At 71.4% G+C, this 16,425-nt stretch carries 14 protein-coding genes; 8 read left to right on the top strand and 6 right to left on the bottom strand.

Annotated elements, in window-relative coordinates; all coding sequences use genetic code 11:
* The first annotated feature begins 198 nt into the window (after positions 1–198).
* From ACFWX1_RS34840 to ACFWX1_RS34830, 3 genes are all read left to right on the top strand, one after another.
* Entirely contained in the window at positions 199–780 is a 582-nt protein-coding gene (locus tag ACFWX1_RS34840; RefSeq protein ID WP_378394036.1) for a TetR/AcrR family transcriptional regulator, read from the top strand.
* Positions 781–935: 155 nt separating this feature from the next.
* A complete protein-coding gene (locus tag ACFWX1_RS34835; RefSeq protein ID WP_378394069.1) occupies positions 936–2,126 on the top strand; it encodes a thiolase family protein in 1,191 nt (396 codons plus the stop codon).
* The gene (locus ACFWX1_RS34830) at positions 2,126–4,237 is read left to right on the top strand and encodes a 3-hydroxyacyl-CoA dehydrogenase NAD-binding domain-containing protein (protein WP_378394035.1); all 2,112 of its coding nucleotides are present in this window, start codon (positions 2,126–2,128) and stop codon (positions 4,235–4,237) included. The genes ACFWX1_RS34835 and ACFWX1_RS34830 overlap by 1 nt, the downstream gene beginning before the upstream one ends.
* 69 nt (positions 4,238–4,306) lie before the next feature.
* On the opposite strand, the gene ACFWX1_RS34825 is transcribed toward ACFWX1_RS34830, so the two are convergent.
* Positions 4,307–4,834 carry a hypothetical protein gene (locus ACFWX1_RS34825; protein ID WP_378394034.1) on the bottom strand — a complete coding sequence of 176 codons (528 nt, stop codon included), beginning with the start codon at positions 4,832–4,834 and terminating at the stop codon, positions 4,307–4,309.
* A 102-nt stretch (positions 4,835–4,936) separates the two neighbouring features.
* Here ACFWX1_RS34825 and ACFWX1_RS34820 point away from each other — a divergent pair, with 102 nt between their 5' ends.
* Positions 4,937–6,550, top strand: a complete 1,614-nt coding sequence (locus ACFWX1_RS34820; protein WP_378394033.1) for a PHP domain-containing protein — start codon at positions 4,937–4,939, stop codon at positions 6,548–6,550.
* Between the two features lie 16 nt (positions 6,551–6,566).
* Here ACFWX1_RS34820 and ACFWX1_RS34815 read toward each other — a convergent pair whose 3' ends face one another.
* The 5 genes from ACFWX1_RS34815 to ACFWX1_RS34795 all read right to left on the bottom strand — a co-directional run bounded on the left by ACFWX1_RS34815 (position 6,567) and on the right by ACFWX1_RS34795 (position 10,736).
* Positions 6,567–6,968, bottom strand: a complete 402-nt coding sequence (locus ACFWX1_RS34815; RefSeq protein ID WP_378394032.1) for a PIN domain-containing protein — start codon at positions 6,966–6,968, stop codon at positions 6,567–6,569.
* Positions 6,965–7,252 carry a type II toxin-antitoxin system Phd/YefM family antitoxin gene (locus ACFWX1_RS34810; protein WP_378394031.1) on the bottom strand — a complete coding sequence of 96 codons (288 nt, stop codon included), beginning with the start codon at positions 7,250–7,252 and terminating at the stop codon, positions 6,965–6,967. The genes ACFWX1_RS34815 and ACFWX1_RS34810 overlap by 4 nt, the downstream gene beginning before the upstream one ends.
* Before the next feature lie 53 nt (positions 7,253–7,305).
* The gene (locus ACFWX1_RS34805; RefSeq protein WP_378394067.1) at positions 7,306–8,466 is read right to left on the bottom strand and encodes a sensor histidine kinase; all 1,161 of its coding nucleotides are present in this window, start codon (positions 8,464–8,466) and stop codon (positions 7,306–7,308) included.
* An 8-nt stretch (positions 8,467–8,474) separates the two neighbouring features.
* Entirely contained in the window at positions 8,475–9,152 is a 678-nt protein-coding gene (locus ACFWX1_RS34800; RefSeq protein ID WP_378394066.1) for a response regulator transcription factor, read from the bottom strand.
* A 75-nt stretch (positions 9,153–9,227) separates the two neighbouring features.
* On the bottom strand, positions 9,228–10,736 hold the full coding sequence (locus ACFWX1_RS34795; RefSeq protein ID WP_378394030.1) for a PucR family transcriptional regulator: 1,509 nt from the start codon (positions 10,734–10,736) through the stop codon (positions 9,228–9,230).
* 111 nt (positions 10,737–10,847) lie between these two features.
* Between ACFWX1_RS34795 and ACFWX1_RS34790 the strand changes: the two genes are divergently transcribed.
* The 4 genes from ACFWX1_RS34790 to ACFWX1_RS34775 are packed head-to-tail and all read left to right on the top strand — an operon-like array spanning position 10,848 to position 16,297.
* Positions 10,848–12,311: a sodium:solute symporter gene (locus ACFWX1_RS34790; protein WP_378394029.1), complete on the top strand. Its 1,464-nt coding sequence runs from the start codon at positions 10,848–10,850 to the stop codon at positions 12,309–12,311.
* Positions 12,304–13,257: an agmatinase gene (gene speB / locus ACFWX1_RS34785; RefSeq protein ID WP_378394028.1), complete on the top strand. Its 954-nt coding sequence runs from the start codon at positions 12,304–12,306 to the stop codon at positions 13,255–13,257. Before ACFWX1_RS34790 ends, speB begins: the two co-directional genes overlap by 8 nt.
* Positions 13,254–14,897 carry a thiamine pyrophosphate-binding protein gene (locus ACFWX1_RS34780; protein WP_378394027.1) on the top strand — a complete coding sequence of 548 codons (1,644 nt, stop codon included), beginning with the start codon at positions 13,254–13,256 and terminating at the stop codon, positions 14,895–14,897. Before speB ends, ACFWX1_RS34780 begins: the two co-directional genes overlap by 4 nt.
* Complete coding sequence (locus ACFWX1_RS34775) at positions 14,897–16,297, top strand: aminobutyraldehyde dehydrogenase (RefSeq protein ID WP_378394026.1); 1,401 nt, start codon at positions 14,897–14,899, stop codon at positions 16,295–16,297. The genes ACFWX1_RS34780 and ACFWX1_RS34775 overlap by 1 nt, the downstream gene beginning before the upstream one ends.
* Positions 16,298–16,425 lie beyond the last annotated feature (128 nt).

Here is a 16,425-nt window from a genome sequence, read left to right as displayed (position 1 = left end):
TTTGTGGTCGGCTGGGTCTGTTGTTTTTATTTGACCGGTGGGTATTGTTTGGCGGGGGGGCGGGGCGCCACCGGCCCCCCGCCCGCCGCGGTCCCCCCTTGGCGTGGTGTCGGGGTCACCACTCCCCCACTATAACAGCTGTTGTACTACAGGTGTTATAGTGAAATGTCCCTAATACCGGGCGAAGGGGTGAACACGATGACCGCACAGTCACGGCGGGAGCAGCTCGCCGACGCGGCGATCGATGTTCTCGCCACGCAGGGCGGACGCGGTCTGACCCACCGCGCCGTGGACCGCGCCGCCGGAGTGCCGCTGGGCACGACCGGCAACTACTTCCCCACCCGGCAGGCACTCCTGCTCGCGGCGACCGAGCGCATCTCGCACTGGCACCTCGCGCAGCTCGGCGCCTTCGGCGCGCAGGCGAAGTCCTACAGCCGCGCCACGCTCATCAGCTCGTTCGAGGAGTTCCTGCGGGAACTGCGCACCAAGCACCGGGCACGCAGCCTCGCGATGCTCGAGGTACACCTGGAAGCGGCGCGCCACCCCGAAATCCGGGACACGCTCGCGGGAACGCTGCGCGCGGCGTATCCGGCGCAGCAGCGGGCGGTGACCGAGGGCGGCCTGCCGACCAGTCTCCGGGACGTCGTCCTCCTCGACGCCTTCGCCGGTGGCCTGTTCCTCGTCCTGCTCGCCCTGCCCGCCGAGCTCGTCACCGAATTCGGCCTCGACGACCTCGGCGCGCTCGCGACCCGGCTGGTGAACACGGTTCATCGGGACTGAGCGCCACTCGCGAGTGTGCCGTGTCCCACTCGACCGGGCCACTCCCCTGGTTACCCGTGGGTAACAAGGGCTATCGTGCGGGCAGGATTTCTCTGCCGACATCAGGAGCATTCGTGGCCGCACCAGCAACGCCGCTCGCGCCGAACGCGCGAGGCGTGCGCAACGTCGTGTTCGTCGAGGGGGTACGGACCCCGTTCGGCAAGGCGGGCGACAAGGGCATCTACGCCGGGACCCGTGCCGACGACCTCGTCGTCAACGCCATCAGGGAGCTGCTGCGGCGGCACCCCGAACTGCCGCCCGAGCGCGTCGACGAGGTGGCCATCGCCGCCACCACGCAGATCGGCGACCAGGGGCTGACCATCGGGCGCACCGCCGCGCTGCTGGCCGGGCTGCCCAAGTCCGTGCCCGGCTTCGCCATCGACCGCATGTGCGCCGGCGCGATGACCGCGGTCACCACGACCGCGTCCGGCATCGGGTTCGGCGCCTACGACATCGCCATCGCGGGCGGCGTCGAGCACATGGGCAGGCACCCGATGGGCGAGGGCGTCGACCCGAACCCGCGGATCGTCGCCGACAAGCTCGTCGACCCGACGGCGCTCGTCATGGGCCAGACCGCGGAGAACCTGCACGACCGGTTCCCCGCGATCACCAAGCAGCGCACCGACGCCTTCGCCGCGCGCAGCCAGGAGAAGTACGCCGAAGCCGTCAAGACCGGCAAGATCGGCCCCGAGCTGGTGCCGGTCGCGACCCGGTCCGCCGAGCTGGGCTGGGGCCTGGCCACCGAGGACGAGCCGCCGCGGCCGGGCACCACGGTCGAGCAGCTCGCCGGGCTGAAGACGCCGTTCCGCCCGCACGGCCGGGTCACCGCGGGCAACGCGGCCGGCCTCAACGACGGTGCCACCGCGGCGATCCTCGCCGACGAGGACACCGCCCGCGAGCTGGGCCTGCCGGTCGGGATGCGGCTGGTCGGCTACTCCTTCGCCGGTGTCGAACCGGAGGTGATGGGCATCGGGCCGGTGCCCGCCACCGAGAAACTGTTCCAGCGCACCGGGCTGTCGATCGACGACATCGGGCTGTTCGAGATCAACGAGGCGTTCGCCGTGCAGGTGCTCGCCTTCCTCGATCACTTCGGCATCGCCGACGACGACCCGCGGGTCAACCAGTGGGGCGGCGCGATCGCCTGCGGGCACCCGCTCGCCTCGTCCGGCGTCCGGCTGATGACGCAGCTGTCGCGTCAGTTCGCCGAGCGCCCCGACGTGCGCTACGGCATCACCACCATGTGCATCGGTATCGGCATGGGCGGCACCGTGATCTGGGAGAACCCGGCTTTCGAGGGGACCAACTGATGACTTTCACCGCTGAAGAAGCGAAGGCCGCCTTCCCCGACGAGGTCGTCACCGTCGCGAAGACCCGGCTGGTCAAGGTGCCGGGGCTGGACAAGCCGGTCGCGCTGGTCACCTTGGACAACGGCCACGACCACACCCGGCCCAACACGTTCGGTCCACAGGGTCTCGTGTCCCTGAACTCCGCACTGGACGAGGCGTTCGCCGCCGAACCGGCCGCGATCGCGGTCACCGGCAAGCCGTTCATCTTCGCCGTCGGCGCCGACCTTTCCGGGGTCGAGGCCGTGTCGGATCCGAAGCTGGCGCGGGAGATCGCGCAGACCGGGCACGACGTGTTCCGGCGCCTCACCGAAACCGAGATCCCGACGTTCGGGTTCATCAACGGCGCGGTGATGGGCGGCGGGCTCGAACTCGCGCTGTCGTGTCACTACCGGACGCTGTCGGAGAACACCGCGGCCATCGCGTTCCCCGAGGTCTTCCTCGGCCTGTTCCCCGGCTGGGGCGGTACGCAGCTGCTGCCGAACCTGATCGGCCCGGACGCCGCGGTGACCGTCATCATCGAGAACGCCTTGGCGCAGAACAAGATGCTGAACGTGCGCAAGGCGGCCGAACTGGGCATCGTCGACGAGGTCTTCGGTTCGGCGGACTACCTGGAGCAGTCGCTGCTCTGGCTGTCCAAAGTGGTCCGTGGCGAGATCACCCCTGCCCGGCGCGAGATCGACCGCGGTGCCGGCTGGGACGCGGCGATCGCCCGCGCGAAGTCCATTGTGGACGGCCGGACGCACGGCGCGTCGCCGGGCGCGACCAAGGCCGTCGAGCTGCTGGAGCTGGCGCGGGAGAACGACCTCGACCGGGGCTACGCGGCCGAGACGGACGGGCTGGCCGAGCTGCTCATGTCCGACGTCCTGCGTGCCGGGCTGTACTCGTTCAACCTGGTCAACAAGCGGGCCAAGCGCCCGGCGGGCGCGCCGGACAAGTCCTTGGCGCGCAAGGTGAACAAGGTCGGCATCGTCGGCGCCGGGCTGATGGCCAGCCAGCTCGCGCTGCTGTTCGTGCGCCGCCTCAAGGTGCCGGTCGTGCTCACCGACGTCGACCAGGAGCGCGTCGACAAGGGCGTCGGCTACGTCCACGACGAGATCGACAAGCTCCTGGCCAAGAAGCGCGTCTCCCCCGACGGCGCCAACCGGCTCAAGGCGCTGGTGACCGGCTCGCTCGACAAGGCCGCGTTCTCCGACGCCGACTTCGTCATCGAGGCGGTGTTCGAGGAGCTGGGCGTCAAGCAGCAGGTGTTCGCCGAGCTGGAGCAGCACGTCTCCCCCGAGGCGATCCTGGCGACGAACACGTCGTCGCTGTCGATCACCGCGATGGCCTCGAAGCTTCAGCACCCGGAACGCGTGGTCGGGTTCCACTTCTTCAACCCGGTCGCTGTGCTGCCGCTGCTGGAGATCGTGCGCGGCGAAAAGACCGACGACGCTTCGCTCGCGACGGCGTTCGCGGTCGGCAAGCAGCTCAAGAAGTCCAGCGTGCTGGTGAAGGACGCTTCGGCGTTCGTGGTCAACCGGCTGCTGCTGCGCTTCCTCGGCGAAGTGCTCGTCGCCGTCGACGAGGGCACGCCGTTCGAGGTCGCCGACTCGGCGCTGGAACCGCTCGGCCTGCCGATGACCCCGCTGACGCTCATGCAGCTCGTCGGCCCGGCCATCGCGCTGCACGTCGGCGAGACGCTGCACGAGGCGTTCCCGGACCGCTTCACCGTCAGCGAAAACCTGGCGAAGTTCGTGAAGGCCGGCAAGCGGGGCGTCTGGGTCTGGGACGACAAGGGGAACCAGTCCGCCGACCCCGAGGTCGTCGAGCTGTGGACGCAGGGCGACAAGCCGTCCACCGCGGAGCAGGTGCGCGAACGCGCCCTCGGCGCGATCGCCGAGGAGATCCGGATCATGCTCGACGAGGGCGTGGTCGCGGAGGCGCAGGACATCGACCTGTGCCTGATCCTCGGCGCGGGCTGGCCGTTCTGGCTCGGCGGCATCACGCCGTACCTGGACCGCTCCGGCGTCTCCGAGCGCCTCAACGGCAAGCCGTTCCTGGCCCCGGGCGTCGCCTCGGTCCCGGTGGCGTAGGTTCCGTCAAGGCCACCTTACGGGCGTCTCGTGGCCGCCAGGGGGGCGTGGCGGCGGTGCGGGGGCGGATTAGCCGCGGGGGGGGGCGGACGGTGTCGCCGTAGCGACGGGCATGCCGGGCGGCGGGTGAGCGGGATCGAGCACGACCACCTTCTTGGCCTCGGGATGACGCCTGCGTAGTTCGGCGGCCCATTCCTCCAGGTCCACGCCGCGCTGCGGAAGCAGGTTCAGCGACGCGGGCATCGCTTCCCGGTTCGAGTTCTCCACGAGATCCGGGTGTTCGGCGAAGATCCGCTTGAAGCGTTCCCAGGCTTCGGCCCTGGTTTCGGTGAACACCCGGCGGGTTTTCGGATCACCGTGGAAACTGCCCGAAGCCCGGGTCATCAGCTCGTCGGTGTCGAAGTACATCGTCACCGAGGCCCCGCACAAGTTCCGTCCCGCCGCGGGCACCGGGTTCGTGTCCACCGGCAGCGCCTCGGGCTGGACGAGGCGCGCGACCAGCAACGCCAGGCCCACGCCCGCGGCCGCCGCCAGCATGAGCACCGGGATCAGGATCTTGATCAGTTTCGGCCCCGTCCGGGCCGGTCTGCCACTCACGGGACGATCATCACACAACGGCCGTCGTTGGCCGCCGGGACACCATCCGTTCATCGAAGCCCCTTAGCGTCCTGCCGACTCAGCACCCAGGGCAGGAGCGGGATGAACATCTCCGACAGATCCGGCGTGGACCGCCGTGGCTTCCTCAAGCGCGCGGGCCTCGCCGGTGCCGCGGCCGCCGGAGCGCCGATGATCGCGCCGTCGCGGGCGGACGCCGCCGACCTCGATCTCGACGTCGACATCGATGTCAGCCTCGACCGGCTCTTCGGCCGTGGCCGCTACCAGTGGCTGGCCGGCGACCACCACACGCACAGCCAGTACTCCTACGACGCGATGTACACCATCGACCGGATCGCCGCCGGTGCCCGCGAGCACGGCGCGAACTGGATCGTCTTCACCGACCACGGTCACGCCGAACACGAGAAGTCCTCGGTCGAGCCGACCGGCCGGGACGTCCTCGCCGCGCAACGGAAGTACCCGGATCTGCTGCTGTGGCAAGGAATGGAGTGGAACGTCCCCGGCGCCGAGCACGCCACGGTGTTCTTCCGGGCCGGCAAGGACCAGGCCCCGCTGCTGCGGGAGTTCGAGCGGGACTTCGACTGGCGGCTGACCGGTTCGGAGGCGTCCAGCCCGGAGAACGAGGCGCTGGCGCTCAAGGGCCTGCGGTGGCTCGCCGAGCAGGAACGCACGCGCCGGATCCACGCCCCGGTCGTGCTGATCAACCACCCGCTGCGCAACGGCCGTGTCGCACCGCACGAACTGCGCAACTACCGCGACACCGCGCCGGGCATCGTGATCGGCATGGAGGGCGCGCCCGGCGCCCAGGCCGACGGGTTCCCGAAACCACGGGGCAACGGCGGCGCGCGCGGCGGCTACGCCAACAGCCCCGGCGCGAACTCGTGGCCGGGTTTCCCGGCCGAGGCGTACCGGACGTTCGGCGGCTGGGACTGGACGACGGCGAAGGTCGGCGGGCTGTGGGATTCCCTGCTCGCCGAAGGGAAACCGTGGTGGATCACCACGAACTCCGATTCGCACTACAACCGGGGCGACACGCTGGTCCGCCCGCCGGTGCCGGACGGCTGGTACGACCGCACGGGCAAGTACCCGGATCCGGTCGACACCGGTGTCCCGCAGCTCGCCGCGCCGTACGCGGACTTCTACCCCGGCGAGTTCAGCCGCACGATGGTCGGCGTGCGGCAGCGCGGCTTCGAAGGTGTGCTGGAAGGCTTGCGGGCGGGCCGGATCTGGCTCTGCCACGGCGGTTTGGCGCGGCAGCTGGAGGTCGGCGTGTACGGCGGCGGGTGCGCCGAGACGTTCGGCGGGCGGCTGCGCGTGCGCCGCGGGGAGAACGTCACGGTCGTGGTCTCCGCGGTGACGGCGAACCGGCCGAACGGCGGCGGCGAGGTCCCGCGGCTCGCCCGGCTCGACGTCATCGCCGGACCCGTCACCGGCCCGGCCGCGGACCGCGAGACGATGACCGCGCCCGGAACCCGCGTCGTGCGGTCGTTCGAGCCACGCCGGGCCGCGGGCCATCGGGTGAGTTTCCGGCACACGTTCCGGAATGTGCGCGAGCCGTTCTACGTCCGGATCCGCGGCACCGACGGCAAGCGGCATGTGCCCGGCGGCATCGAGCCCGCGATGGACGTCGTCGGCGACGCCGACCCGTTCGCGGATCTCTGGCTCTACGGCAACCCGATCTTCGTCGACGTCCACTGAGGACAGTGCCGCGCCGTCACACCTCGATCACCTCGACGAGGCGCTCCAGGCCGCCGAAATCCTTGGCGTTGCGGGTGAGCACGGGAATCCGGTGCGCGGCGGCGGTGGCCGCGATCTGCAGATCCAGCCGGCGTGGCCGCGGATCGCGCCCCGACCGCCGCACGAGCGCGGCCATCGTGCCGTACTGCTTCGCCGCCGCGACACCGAACGGCAGCACCTCGAACTGGTCGAGCACCGCGTAGTACCGCTCGGTGCGGGCGGCCCTGGCGATCACGTCGCCGACGTCCAGCCCGTAGCCGAGCTCCGCGACCGTCACCGCGCTCACCGCGGGGACGGCCGCGGCCAGCTCGCCGAGGTCGAGCCGTTCGAGGTCGATCACGACACAGGTGTCGAGCAGGACGCGCTCGGGCGGGTTCACCGGCGACCCCACGGGTCCTCCGGCTCGTCCGGCCCGAAGGCCGCGTCGTCCGCGGCGCGCTCGCGCCGCCACTCGGCACTGTCCATCGGCGGCAGCTCACCGAAGGAGACCTGCACCTCGGCCAGGGTGCGCCGGGCCCGCTCCTCGTGCCCGGCGCACAGCGGCAGCAGATTGGCGACCGGCTTGCCGTTACGGGTGACCGTGAAGCTCTCGCCCCGCTCGACGCGCCGCATGATCTCCGCGTTGTCGTTGCGCAGGTCGCGCTGGCTGATCGTGTGGGTCATGAAGCCACGGTAGCACTTGCCGGGCAGAGATGCTACAAAGGTGCTACGGCGCGCTACGAGGGCGTGCCGGCTGTGTTGGCTGTGTTGGCTGTGTTAGCGGGGAGGTGCACGATGACCGAGAGACCACCACCGACCACCGGTTCGGCCGCCACCACGCCACCGTGCGCCTGGACGGCGGCGCGCACGATGGACAGGCCGAGGCCGGCGCCCGAGCGGGCGGTGCGGGCGACCCCGGCGCGCTCGAACGGTTCGAACAGCTCGGCCACCTTGGCCGGGTCGATCAGCCCGCCGGAGGAGCGCACCCGCAGCACCGACCACTGGGGACCGGCCTGGGTGCGCACCTCGAGCCAGCCGCCGTCGACGTTGTGCCGCACGGCGTTCTCCAGCAGGTTGCCCGCGATCCGTTCCAGCAGCGCGGGATCCCCGGTGACGGCGACCCCCGGCGTGCTGAAGTCGGTGCGGATGCCCCGCTGTCCGGCCTCCTTCCGCACCGCGCGCCAGGCCTGGTCGACCACCGTGGCGAGGTCGACGCGCTCGCGCGCCACGAGGCCGGAACCGTCGGTCTTCGCGAGCAGCAGCAAGGAATTGACGAGCCGCCCGGCGCGTTCGGTGGCGTCGCGGACGACCTCGGCCATCCGGCGCAGTTCGGCCTCGTCGGCGTGCTCGTCGGCGAGCGTGACGTCGAGTTCGGTGCGGATCACCGAAAGCGGCGTCCGCAGCTCGTGGCTGGCATTGGCGACGAAATGGCGCTGGGCGTCGAAGGCGGCCTGCAGCCGGTCGAGCATGTCGTCGAAGGTCCCGGCCAGCTCGGCCAGCTCGTCCTTCGAACGCACCTCGCCGATCCGCTCCCCCAGCGATTCCACCGAGAGCCGCCGCGCGGTCGCGGTGATCTCGCGCAGCGGCAGCAGAACCCGCGAGGTGAACGTCCAGGCGAGGATCGCGGCGGCCGCGACGACGAAGCAGAACGCGGCCGAGCCGAAGACCAGCACCCGGATCCGCGCGTGCTCGCGGAGGTGCTCGGCCAGCGTCGACGCGTCGACGTCCACGCCGTCGACACGCACGCTGGTGCCGGGCGGCATCTGCGGCACGGTGTTCACCGCGTCGCGCACCAGCGTCCACGCGAGCCACAGCAGCAGCAGGCTGACGGCGGCCACCAGCACGGTCGCGAGCAGGGTGACCCTGGCCCGCAGGCTGCGCGCGCCCGGCAGGCTCAGTGCCCGCTTCACCCCGCGCCGGCCCCCTGCTCGGGCACGCGGTAGCCCGAACCGACCACGGTCTCGATGATCCCGGGCTCGCCGAGCTTCTTGCGCAGGGTCATCACGGTGACCCGCACGGTCGTGGTGAACGGGTCGGCGTTCTCGTCCCACACCCGCTCGAGCAGTTCTTCGCTGCTCACCACGGATCCGGCCGCGGACAGCAGCACCTCGAGCACGCCGAACTCCTTGCGGGTCAGCTCGACCGGCCCGCCCGCCCGGCGCACGGTGCGCTTGGCGGGGTCGAGCTCGACATCGCCCGCGGTGAGCAGCGGCGGCGCGGCCGGGGTCGCGCGGCGGCCGAGCGCGCGGACCCGCGCGACGAGTTCGGGGAAGGCGAACGGCTTGGCGAGGTAGTCGTCGGCGCCCAGCGACAGCCCGTCCACCCGGTCGGACACCGAACCGCTCGCGGTCAGCATCAGCACCCGGGTCAGCTCACCGGACGTGACGATCTCGCGGCACAGGTCGTCCCCGGACATGCCGGGCAGGTCGCGGTCGAGCAGGACCACGTCGTACCGGGTCACCGTCGCCTTCTCGTGCCCGTCGTCGCCGGTCAGCGCGACGTCCACGGCCATCCCCTCCCGCCGCAGGCCACGCGCGATCGCGTCGGCGAGGGGCTCCTCGTCTTCCACCACCAGAATTCTCACGGCGTCCACACTTCCACAGTTTCCTGAGAGTCACCTATACGCGCAGTGACGGCCCCACCGGCCTTTTTGGACGGTTCAGCCTACCCAGCGCAGGGCGAACCACAGCCGCATCCGGACCTCCGGATCGGCAAGGTCCACGCCGAGCACGCGCTCGATCTGGCCGATCCGGTGCCGGACGCTGTTGCGGTGCACGCCGAGCCCTGCCGCGGCGCGGTCCCAGCCGCCGTGACAGGCCAGCCAGGTGCGCAACGTCACCACCAGTTCCCGGCCTTGTGCCCGGTCGAGCTCGGCCAGCGGCGCCAGCGCCCGTTCGGCGAATGCCCTGGCCGCGCCGGGATCCAGCACGGCATCGAAACCGGCGGGCCCGTCCCCGGCGAGCACCGGGCGGCCGAGCACCCGCGCCCGGTCGAGCAGGGCCCCGGCTTCGGCGACGGCGGCGGGCAGCCGGCCTGCCGCGACCGCGGAACCGCGGACGGCGAGCCAGCCGTGCTCGCGCAGTTCCTCCAGACCGGCGCGCCCGGGGCCGTCGTCGACGATCGCCAGGAACCGGGGCCCTGGCAGCACCTGGACGAGCGGGGTGTCGAGCCGGGCGCGGAGCCAGTCGTAGCGCAGCGCGACCTCGTCCGGACCGCGCCGGTGGGCGATCCCGGCGACCAGCCGCGGGCGATCGGTCCCCGCGAGCGTGGCGGCGACGGCGTCCGGCGCCGCCTGGCCGAGCAGCAGCCCGGTGGCCGCGGCGCCCAGCGCGGCGGTGTCCGAACCGGACCGGCCGACCAGGCCGAGGAGGGCCGCGCCGACGGCGAGGATCGCGCGGTCGGCGCCGTCGAACCGGCTGTCGCGCCCGCACACGACGAGATGCGACGCGGTCGCCTGCGGGTACACCGGCTGCGCCACGACGTACCCGCCGGTGGCGAGTTCCGTTGTGGCACTGCGGATCCCGGTACCCGCGCGCAAAGTCGCCAGCAGTTCGCGGACCTCTTCCGGCAGCGGTGACGGCGCGTCGTGCGCCGCTGCGGCGACGTCGTCCGCGCCGACCATCGCGACCCAGCCGCCCAACCGCGCGGCGAGCGCGCCCGCCAGCTCGCCCAGCCCGTCACCGGCCGCCCGCGTCAGTGCTTCGCGCGCCGCCGAGATCCGGCGCTGTTCCCGTTGTCCCGCTTCGGTGAGCGCGACCGAGACGGCGCGGCTGATCGCGAGGAATGGCGTCCGCACCGGCACCACGAGCAGCGGCAGGCCGTGCCGGGCACACGACCGGCGCAGCGGTTCCGGGAGCGTCTCGTGCACCGACGGTGTGATCCCGAACCCGAGCGCGGTGATGCCGCTTTCGGCGAGGCGCCGGACGTAGCGGTCGACGTCGCGGGAATCGGACGGCAGGTTCACCCCGGCGGTGAGCAGCAGTTCCGCGCCGAGCAGGTACGGCGCGGGATCGCCCAGCTCGCTGACGTGCGCCCAGCGGACCGGCGCGTCGAGCGCACCGGGCCGCGCGGTCTCGCCGACGACGTCGAGTGCCAGCTCCGGATTGCCGGTGACCACCCGTAACGGAATAGTCACCTCGGCGGCCGGGAGATCCAGCGGATGGGTCATTTCATCCTCGCTCACCCTGATCAGGGATGAATCATCCCATGCCGGTGGACTGGACGGCGAACCTACGGTGACCCGGACGACAACGCCCCATGACAAGCCAGGGAGGTCACCATGACGGGTGACTACGCGGTGATCGCGCTGTACATCGCGGGCATGCTCGGGGTCGGCTGGTTCGGCCTGCGGCTGGCCAGGACGAAATCCGACTACCTCGTCGCCGGGCGGCGGCTCGGCTGGGTCATGTACTCCGGCACGATGTCGGCGGTCGTGCTCGGCGGCGCGTCCACCGTCGGCGGCGTGAAGCTCGGCTACACCTACGGCATCTCCGGCGCGTGGCTGGTGATCACGATCGGGCTCGGCATTCTCGTGCTGCACGCGGTGTTCGCCCGGCGCCTGGTGAAACTGCGCGTCTACACCGTCGGCGAGATGCTCGACCTGCGCTACGGCGGGGCCACCAGCACCATCTCCGGCGTCGTGATGTGGGTCTACACGCTGATGCTGACGGTGACCTCGACGCTGGCCTTCGCGACGATCTTCAAGGTCCTCTTCAACGTCCCGGGCTGGGCCGGGATCGCGATCGGCGGCGCGATCGTCGTGCTGTACTCGGTGCTCGGCGGCATGTGGTCGATCACGCTCACCGACATCGTGCAGTTCGGCGTCAAGACCGTCGGCATCCTGTTCATCCTGCTGCCGGTCGCGATCAGCTCGGCGGGCGGCTTCGGCGAAATGACGAAACGCCTCGACGCGACGTACTTCGAGTTCACCGCGATCGGCGGCCAGACGATCTTCACCTATGTTCTCGTCTACACCTTCGGCCTGCTCATCGGCCAGGACATCTGGCAGCGCGTGTTCACCGCGCGCACCCCGGCCGTCGCGACCGGCGGCGGCATCCTCTCCGGCGTCTACTGCCTGATCTACGGCCTCGCCGGCGCGCTGATCGGGACCGCCGCGAAAGCGCTTTATCCCGACCTCGGCAGCGCGCAGGACGCGTTCGCCACGATCGTCGAACGCCTCCTGCCGACCGGCGTGCGCGGGCTCGTCCTCGCGGCCGCGCTCTCGGCGATGATGTCGACGGCGAGCGGCGCGCTCATCGCGTGCTCCACGGTCAGCACGTCCGACCTGCTGAGCAAGGTGGGACTGCGCAAGGGAAGCGGCGAGGTGCACCGCAACCGGATCACCACGCTGGTGCTGGGCCTGGCCGCGATCGGCATCGCGATGATCGTCGACGACGTGGTCGACGCGCTCACCATCGCCTACGACATCCTGGTCGGCGGGCTGCTGGTCGCGATCGTGGGCGCGCTGTTCTGGAAGCGCGGTACGCGGCAGGGCGCCTACGCCTCGATGATCGTGGGCACGGTCGTGGTGATCACCTTCATGATCGTCGACGGCGTCGACGCGAACAGCCCGATCTACTGGGGCCTCGGGGCGAGCCTGGTGGCCTATGTCGCCGTCAGCCTGGCCACCCCGAGAACGAGTTCGTCTATTTTGGACACTTGGACCGCGCGCCTGAACGGCTCCGCGGCCGACGAGGAAACTCCCGCACCACAACGAGAATCAGGAGCCCCCAGCAGTGTCTGACACGAGCCCGATCGGCCCCGTCGACTCCTCGCGCGTCCCCCGGTTCGCCGGATTCGCCACCTTCGCGCGGCTGCCCAGGATCGATCAGGTCGAGCACGCCGACGTCGCCGTCGCCGGGGTCCCGTTCGACTCCGGGGTGTCCTACCGTCCCGGCGCGCGGTTCGGGCCGGCGGCGCTGCGCGAGGCGAGCAGGCTGCTGCGGCCGTACCACCCCGGCCTCGACGTCTCGCCGTTCGCCACCGCGCAGGTGGTGGACGCGGGCGACATCGCGGTCAACCCGTTCAACATCGGCGAGGCGATCAAAACCCTGCAGCACGAGGCGGAAACCCTGACCGCGCAAGGAACCCGGCTGGTCACCATCGGCGGGGACCACACGATCGCGCTGCCGTTGCTGCGCGCCGCGGCGAAGCGGCACGGGCCGGTGGCGCTGCTGCACTTCGACGCGCATCTGGACACCTGGGACACCTACTTCGGCGAGCCGTACACGCACGGCACCCCGTTCCGGCGGGCGTCGGAGGAGGGAATCCTCGACACCAGCGCGCTTTCCCACGTCGGGACCCGCGGCCCGCTGTACGGCAAGCGGGATCTGGAGGAGGACCGGCGGCTCGGCTTCGGCATCGTCACCTCGGGCGACGTCCTGCGCCGCGGTGTCGCGGAGACGGTCGACGCGCTGCGCCAGCGGATCGGTGACCGGCCGCTGTACGTCTCCATCGACATCGACGTGCTCGATCCCGCGCACGCGCCCGGCACCGGCACGCCGGAGGCGGGCGGGATGACCAGCCGCGAGCTGCTGGAGATCCTGCGCGGGCTGCGCGGCCTGAACCTCATCGGCGGCGACGTCGTCGAACTGGCGCCCGCCTACGACCACGCCGAGATCACCGCCGTCGCGGCCTCGCACGTCGCCTACGACCTGGTGAGCCTGCTCGCGCTGGGGAAGAACGCGTGACCCGCATCGGGGGCGACGTCGTCGTCGAAACGCTGCGGGCACTGGGCGCGGACACGGTTTTCGGGCTGCCGGGCCAGCACGCGCTCGGGCTGTTCGAGGCGTTGCGGCGCGCGGACGACCTGCAGGTGATCGGTTCGCGAGTGGAGAACAACCTCGCCTTCGCGGCGGACGGGCACGCCCGCGCGAGGCTCGCCGCCGACCCCGAGGGTCCGGTGCCGGTGACGCCGATGATCGTGTCGACCGGTCCCGGCGCGCTGCTCACCTTGGCCTCGCTCCAGGAGTCGCGGGCGGCGTCGGTGCCGGTGCTGGGCATCTCCAGCCAGGTCCCGGTCGCGGGCCTCGGCGGGGGCAGGCACGGGTACCTGCACGAACTTCCCGACCAGCAGGCGAGTTTCGCCGGGGTCGTCAAATCCGTGCACCCGGTCCGTACCGTGAGCCAGATCCCGACGGCGCTGCGGGAGGCGTGGGAATCCGCGGCCACCGCGCCGTTCGGGCCGGTGTGGGTCGAGATCCCGCAGGACGTCCTGCTCGCGCCGGCCTCGCTGCCGCCGATCACCACCGCGAACGCGTGTCCGGCGCCGCTCGCGCCGTTGCCCGAACTGATCGACGAGGCGGCCCGGCTGCTGGACGCGGCGGCGAACCCGGTCATCCTGGCCGGCGGCGGCGCGCTGCGTTCGGGTGCGCGGGCCGAGGTGAAAGCGCTTGCGGAGGCGTTGCGGGCGCCGGTGCTCTCGACGTTCGGCGGCAAGGGCGTGTTCGGCTGGGACCACGAGCTGTCCGGGCAGTCCTGGCTGGAGGACTGGCATTCCACCGAGTTCCTCGCGGACGCCGACGTGCTGCTGGTGCTTGGCTCCGGGCTCGGCGAGCTGTCCAGCAACTACCGCGAGTTCGCCCCGCGCGGGCGCCTCGTCCAGGTCGAGGCCGATCTCGGCAAACTGGAGTCGAATTATCCGGCGCTGGGCATCCACGCCGACGTCCGGCTCACGGTCGGTGCGCTGCTGGAGCGGGTCCGGTTCCGGCAGACGGACGGCCGTGCCGAAGCGGCCGTGGCGGAACTGCTCGGCAAGGTCGAAGCGCGGCTCGACGGCCAGGATCTCGCGACCGAGCGCAAGCTCATCGCCGACCTGCGCGCCGCCGTTCCCGAGGGCACCCAGACGTTCTGGGACATGACGATCGCGGCGTACTGGGCGTGGTCGGCGTGGAATCCCGACGGTGCCCCGATCCACACCGCGCAGGGCGCGGGCGGGCTCGGCTACGGGCTGCCCGGCGCGCTCGGCGGCGCGGCCGCGACCGGCGGCCCGGTGCTCGCGGTGTCCGGCGACGGCGGCGCGATGTACGGCGTCGGCGAGCTGGCCACGGCGGTGCAGCACGGGCTGGACGTGACGTGGCTGATCGTCGACGACGGCGGCTACGGGATCCTGCGCGAATACCTGACGGACACGTTCGGCCGCACCACCGCGACCGAGCTGGCCCGGCCGGACTACGCCGCGCTGGCGAGGTCGTTCGGTGTCCCGGCCATTGAGGCCACTTTGGACGATGTCGGCGCCGTGCTGGCCGAGGCGGTGCGGACGCCGGGCCCCAGCGTCGTCGTGCTGCCCGCGCGGCTGAAGATGTTCGCCCCGACCCACCTGGAGAAGTGATGACGCACGTGGAGAACTTCGTCGACGGCGCCTCCGCCGCGGCCCCGGGCGTGCTGGAGCTGACCGACCCGGCCACCGGCGAGGTCTTCGGCACCAGCGTCCTTTCCGGACAGTCCGAAGTGGACGCTGCGATGGCGGCGGCGGACCGTGCCTTCGCGGTGTGGCGGCGGAGCACCCCGGCTCAGCGCCAGCTCGCGCTGCTGAAGATCGCCGACGCGGTGGAGGCGCGGGCCGAGGAGTTCGCGGACGCCGAGGTCCGGGACACCGGGAAGATCCGGCGAGTCGTGCTGGAAGAGGAGATCCCGGAGTGCGTGAGCGCGCTGCGCTTCTTCGCCGGCGCCGCGCGCCAGCTGGAAGGCTCCGGCGCCGGCGAGTACCTTCCCGGCCACACGTCGGTGATCCGCCGCGAGCCGGTCGGCGTCTGCGCGCAGATCGCGCCGTGGAACTACCCGCTGATGATGGCCGTGTGGAAGATCGCGCCCGCGCTGGCGGCGGGCAACACCGTGGTGCTCAAGCCCGCCGAGACCACACCGTCGACCGCGGTACTGCTGGCGCGCGTGGCCGCCGAGTTCCTGCCGCCCGGCGCGTTCAACGTCCTGTGCGGCGACCGGGACACCGGCCGCGCGCTGGTGCGTCACCCGGTCACCGAACTGGTCTCGATCACCGGGTCGACCCGCGCCGGGATCGACGTCGCGACTGTGGCCGCGGCCGATCTCAAGCGCACGCACCTCGAACTCGGCGGCAACGCGCCGCTGCTGGTGTTCGGCGACGTCGACCTCGCCGAAGCCGCGGAAGGCATCGTGGGCGCGGCGTTCTACAACGCCGGGCAGGACTGCACCGCGGGCAGCCGCGTGCTCGTCCACGCCTCGATCCACGACGCGTTCGTGGCGGAACTGACGAAGGCCGCCGCCGCGTACACGCCGGGTATGGACTACGGGCCGCTCAATTCGGCGGCGCAGTTCGAGCGCGTGCTGGGCCTGCTTTCCCGGCTGCCCGCGCACGCGTGTGTCGAGACGGGCGGCGTGCGGCACGGCGAACGCGGATTCTTCCTCTCCCCCACGGTGATCTCGGGCCTTCACCAGGACGACGAGATCGTCCAGGAGGAGATCTTCGCGCCGGTGCTCACCGTCCAGTCCTTTGTGGAGGACGGCGAGGCGGTGACGCTCGCGAACGGCGTCCCTTATGGACTCGCGTCGTCGATCTGGACCCGCGACCTCGGCCGCGCGACCCGCCTTTCGGGCGAACTGGACTTCGGCTGCGTGTGGGTCAACACGCACGGGCCGCTGGTCGCGGAGATGCCGCACGGCGGCTTCGGCCACTCCGGCCACGGCAAGGACCTCTCTGCCTACTCCTTCGCCGAGTACACCCGCGTCAAGCACGTCATGACCCGTTTCGCCTGAAGTCTCTGAAGGCCACCTTGAGGGACTTGAGTTCCCTCAACTTTGGCGGGAGAAGACACGGCAAGTCGACCCCCATCTAGGCAAAGGGCACACGAGGGGTGAGGAACGGCAGGGCGCCCGGCCACCCG

Source organism: Amycolatopsis sp. NPDC059021, from assembly GCF_042739895.1.
In the GTDB taxonomy this organism is placed as follows: domain Bacteria; phylum Actinomycetota; class Actinomycetes; order Mycobacteriales; family Pseudonocardiaceae; genus Amycolatopsis.
This window is presented reverse-complemented; position numbering and strand designations above follow the sequence as displayed.